Origin of the sequence: Corynebacterium sp., from assembly GCF_022712195.1 — a bacterium.
Taxonomy (GTDB): Bacteria; Actinomycetota; Actinomycetes; order Mycobacteriales; family Mycobacteriaceae; genus Corynebacterium.
In genome coordinates, this window is record NZ_JALAGY010000068.1 from 1 (window position 1) to 4920 (window position 4920).

Below are 4920 nucleotides of genomic sequence, written 5' to 3' on the forward strand. Positions count from 1 at the left end.
GACCGGGGTCCCGAACAGCAGCAGCATCACGGTGCCGTGCATGGTGAACAGCTGGTTGTACTGTTCATTCGACAGGAACTGCAGACCCGGGTGGAAGAGCTCCACGCGGATCAGCAGGGCCATCAACCCGCCGACCCCGAAGAAGAGGAACGCGGTGACGATGTACATGATGCCGAGCTGCTTGTGGTCGGTGGTGGTCAGCATCGCCCAGGCGTGCCCGCCTTTTCGTCGCTGTCCTCCGTGTGGTTCGGGACGGGGCGGAAGGAACTCCTTCTTCTCCCGGGGCACAACCGCTGTCATTCTCCGTACCTCCTGCTGCACTTGCGTGGCGGCCCGGAGCAGGGGAAACCTGTACGTCCGTCACATTTCGTCGTTATTCACAGGCTAGGAAGGCGCATGCGGGTGCGGTAGACCGGAAAAGGTTATGCGGGCCATCAGCGGGCTGTATGTCGGCTCACCCCGTCGTCGGTGCCGACGGTGCCGGCAGTGACGACGCCCTGAGCGTGTCGGCGAGTTTCTCCAGGTACACGGCGCTGCTGGACTCGGGGTTCCAGATGAACTCGTAGAACATCTCCACGAACGTCCCGTCGTCCCTCACGATGCGTCTGGTCGGGAAACCCCGTACGTTGCGCTCGGGAAGCAGGACCGACCCCATCCCCTTGTCCGCCCAGCCCAGCAGGGTGCTGCAGTTCGTCACCTCCACCTCGGACAGCACGGGTTCACGGTTCTCCTCACGGAGCATCCCCTCGGTCATCCTGGTGATCCCGCAGCCGTGCCGCGACAGGATCAGTTCCCGTTCCGAGAGCTCCCGCACCGTCACGGGGTCCCCGGTGTCGCCGTCTGCGGCGTAGCGTCCGTCCCTCGGCTCCACCAGCACGAGGTAGTCCGAGTCGATCAGCCGGTGACTGAAGGACGGCAGCACACCCAACGCCGGGATGATCAGCATGTCGAGGCTGCCGAGCCTCAGCTGCTCCTCCAGCGGGTCGAGCTCCGCCTCCAGGAGGGTGAGGTCACGTCCGGACACCAGTGCACCGGGGCCGTGCACCGCGTCCCTGAGCCCGGCCACGATCCGCTTGTCGATCTGGGGCGATGTCCCCACCCGGACCGTCCCCGACCCACGCAACGTCAGCATCTCCGCGTCAGTCTCCAGTGCGGCCAGCACCGAGATCGCCTGCGAGATCTTCGGGAGGATCGTCTCCCCGAACGTCGTGGGCTCCGCTCCCCGGGGCGTCCTCAGGAACAACCTGGCCCCGAGGTACAGCTCGAGTTTGGCGATCGCCGTCGACAACGCCGGCTGGGTCACACCGAACTGGCGGGCCGCGCCACTGAACGAGCCCACACGGGTGACCGCGTCGGCGTACCGCAGCGCTTCAAGCGTCATTCGACCAGTCATAGTGGCATCAGCGTAGGACGGCCGCCCTCCACGGCGCAGGACGCCATAAGTGCCCCCTATGCCCCATTAAGGAGACCCCAGCCCCGGGCGGCGGTTCCGGCGGATATTCCACCTGACCCGCTCAGATGGCGTACCGGAAGCCGATGAGCATCGTCCCTGAGACCCAGAACCCGAGCACGCACCACAGCACGGCACCTGCCCCGAGCAGCACCCCGGCGGCGGCGACGGCCCCTGGCCGTGTGACGGTCCGCCACCTCCGGACCAGACCGACGACCCACGGGAGCGCCAGCAGGAGCACCGGCACCAGCAGCAGTCTAGGACGCGAGTGCATGATGCCGTCGGACCCCAGGACGATGCCCGCCAGGACCACCGCCGGCAGCCACACCTGCCAGGGGACCCGTCCGGTGCGCAGCAGCCAGAGCGACACCGCGCAGAGCAGCGCCACCAGGATCATCGACCAGGTCGACACGGAGTAGCCGGTCAATTCACCGGGGAGGTTCCCGCTGATCCACCGCAGGGTCGCGGCACCCATGTCCACGCCTGAGTGCCAGCCACGTTCCTGGGCCGCGAAGTAGCCGCCGATCTCGGCGACCTTCCGGTCCGCCCACGACAGGTAGGCCACGATGCCGATCGACCCGACCAGCGGAGCGAGCAGCGCCCCGAGGGGGAAGGCGCGTACCCGGTGTACCCGGTCACGCTGGGACGTCCCGTCCCCCCGCCACCACCGCCACAGTTCCAGCGCCGCCGCCACGCACAGGGTGAGGATCAGCGCCGCGGCCGTCAGCCTGGTCGCCCCCGCGAGCATGGTCAGGACACCGGCGAGCAGGAACCTGCGGCGCAGAAGGGAGTACAGCGCCCACACCGTCGCCGCGGTGAACAGGCTCTCCGAGTAGGGCATCCAGTAGACGATCCCCATCGGCGCGCCGACCGCCAGCACCGTCACCGCCGCAGACAGGACGACCACCGTCCTGCGGTCGAGCGGCGCCGCCCCGCGGCGCCGCCACAGCTCCACCGCCAGCATCGACACCCCCCACGCCATGACCACGGCGGACACCGAGGACACCGCGAGCGCCGCGAGGTAGGTGGCGTCGTCGACGTCCAGGACCGCCATGGGCGCGGCGACGGCACGCACCAGGACCGGGTAGCCGGGGAAGAACGCCACGGACTCCCACTCCACCGGGTCGGCCTGGTCCGGGGACATGACGAAGCCGGAGTACCCGTACTCCGAGATCATCGTCATCCAGTGCGCGTCCCACTGCATCAGGACCTCGCGCAGGGTCTGACCGTGGCGGCCGCCCCACACCGCCATCACGACGAACTGCACGGCCCCGGTCACCAGGGTCGTCACCGCCGCCACCACCGCCGTGGTCAGCGGCACACCCGCCTCGGGCACCCGGGATGTGCGTGGACCTGCGGACACTGAAGTCTTCACGGTCGACCAGCCTACCGTCCCACCCCGGACGTAACCCCCGTCACACTTCACGTTGCACGCCGCTCCGGTCACCGTGTTACAGTGGTCGCCATGAGTAACTCGCGCGCGCAGCTCCTCCTTCTCTGCCGCGGCGGGGTCAGGTTCTGAAAAACCGACCGGCTCCCCGTCGCGGAGTTGAGTCGTGCCGGTCGGTGATGACCATCATCTCTTCCCACCGATCCAAGGAGCACCACCATGACCCCCACCGATTCCTTCATCGCCGCACCCGCCCGCATCTCCACGCCGGCCGGTGAGATCCCCGAGGGACAGAAGAGCTGGAACAAGCAGCGCCCCTCCCAGATGCCGGTACACCGCTACCAGCCGCACTTCACCGAGGTGGAGCACTTCCAGTTGCCGGACCGCACCTGGCCGGACCGCGTCATCGACAAGGCGCCCCAGTGGTGCGCCGTCGACCTGCGCGACGGCAACCAGGCACTGATCGACCCGATGAGCCCGGAGCGTAAGCGCCGGATGTTCGACCTGCTGATCCGCATGGGCTACAAGGAGATCGAGGTCGGCTTCCCCTCCGCCTCCCAGACCGACTTCGACTTCGTCCGCGAGATCATCGAGAAGGACATGATCCCCGACGACGTCACCATCCAGGTGCTGGTCCAGGCCCGCGAGCACCTGATCCGCCGCACCTTCGAGGCGTGCGAGGGCGCCAAGAACGTGATCGTGCACTTCTACAACTCCACCTCGATCCTGCAGCGCCGCGTGGTCTTCCGGAAGGACAAGGCCGCCATCAAGAAGCTGGCCACCGATGCCGCGGAGCTGATCAAGGAGGTGGCCGAGGACTACCCCGACACCACGTGGCGCTGGCAGTACTCTCCGGAGTCCTACACCGGCACCGAGGTGGAGTACGCCAAGGAGGTCTGTGACGCGGTCATCGACATCATGGACCCGACCCCGGACAACCCGATCATCATCAACCTGCCGTCGACGGTGGAGATGATCACCCCGAACGTCTACGCCGACGGCATCGAGTGGATGAGCCGCAACATCTCCCGGCGGGACTCGGTGATCCTGTCGCTGCACCCGCACAACGACCGCGGCACCGGTGTCGCCACCGCCGAGCTGGGCTACATGGCCGGCGCGGACCGCATCGAGGGCTGCCTGTTCGGCAACGGCGAGCGCACCGGCAATGTCGACCTGGTGACCCTGGGCCTGAACATGTTCACCCAGGGGGTCGACCCGCAGATCGACTTCTCCGACATCGACGAGATCCGCCGCACGGTGGAGTACTGCAACCAGCTGGTCGTGCCGGAGCGCCAGCCCTACGGCGGCGACCTGGTCTTCACCGCGTTCTCCGGCTCCCACCAGGACGCCATCAACAAGGGCATCGACGCCCTGGCCGACGCCGTCTCCCCCGGGAGCCACGCCAACGAGATCCCGGAGGAGGAGTTCCGCAAGATCCAGTGGGAGGTCCCCTACCTGCCGATCGACCCGAAGGACATCGGCCGCAGCTACGAGGCCGTGATCCGGGTGAACTCCCAGTCGGGCAAGGGCGGCGTGGCCTACATCATGAAGACCGACCACGGCATAGACATGCCCCGTCCGATGCAGGTCGAGTTCTCCGGCGTGGTCCAGGCCGTCACCGAGGCAGAGGGCGGCGAGGTGAACTCCAAGGCGATGTGGGACATCTTCACCGGTGAGTACCTGGAGCGCACCAGCCCGCTGGAGCAGATCTCCGTCACCGTCGACGGCCCGCAGACCGAGGGTTCCGAGACCAAGGTCACCGCCGAGGTCGAGTGGGAGGGCACCGCACGGACGATCCAGGGTCGAGGCAACGGCCCGATCGCCGCGTACTGCAACGCGCTGGAGTCCCTGGGCGTGGACGTGGAGGTCCAGGAGTACTTCCAGCACGCCCGCACCGCCGGCGACGACGCCGAGGCCGCCGCCTACGTCCTGGCGGAGATCGACGGCCAGCAGGTGTGGGGCGTCGGCATCGCCGGGTCCATCACCTACGCCTCCCTGAAGGCGATCACCTCCGGGGTCAACCGCGCCCACGCCAAGGAGCCGGTCGTCCAGGGCGTACTGGGCGGGGTCTAGCCCCCTC

At 67.8% G+C, this 4920-nt stretch carries 4 protein-coding genes; 1 reads left to right on the top strand and 3 read right to left on the bottom strand.

Going from position 1 to position 4920, the window contains the following annotated elements:
* The 3 genes from Q0A34_RS08890 to Q0A34_RS08900 all read right to left on the bottom strand — a co-directional run.
* Nucleotides 1-300: cbb3-type cytochrome c oxidase subunit I (locus tag Q0A34_RS08890; protein WP_291479641.1), on the bottom strand; the 300-nt coding region annotated here is incomplete at its 3' end.
* A gap of 154 nt (nt 301-454) precedes the next feature.
* Nucleotides 455-1381: a LysR family transcriptional regulator gene (locus tag Q0A34_RS08895; RefSeq protein WP_291479642.1), complete on the bottom strand. Its 927-nt coding sequence runs from the start codon at nt 1379-1381 to the stop codon at nt 455-457.
* Between the two features lie 133 nt (nt 1382-1514).
* Nucleotides 1515-2825 (bottom strand): hypothetical protein, encoded by a 1311-nt coding sequence (locus tag Q0A34_RS08900; RefSeq protein ID WP_291479643.1) that lies wholly within the window; start codon nt 2823-2825, stop codon nt 1515-1517.
* A 234-nt stretch (nt 2826-3059) separates the two neighbouring features.
* Between Q0A34_RS08900 and leuA the strand changes: the two genes are divergently transcribed.
* Nucleotides 3060-4913: a 2-isopropylmalate synthase gene (leuA, locus tag Q0A34_RS08905; RefSeq protein WP_291479644.1), complete on the top strand. Its 1854-nt coding sequence runs from the start codon at nt 3060-3062 to the stop codon at nt 4911-4913.
* The last annotated feature ends 7 nt before the right edge of the window (nt 4914-4920 follow it).

Excerpts from the sequence above, each read along its gene's own strand:
- Q0A34_RS08895 (WP_291479642.1), bottom strand. The coding sequence starts at position 1,381 with ATGACGCTTGAAGCGCTGCGGTACGCCGACGCGGTCACCCGTGTGGGC.
- leuA (WP_291479644.1), top strand. The coding sequence starts at position 3,060 with ATGACCCCCACCGATTCCTTCATCGCCGCACCCGCCCGCATCTCCACG.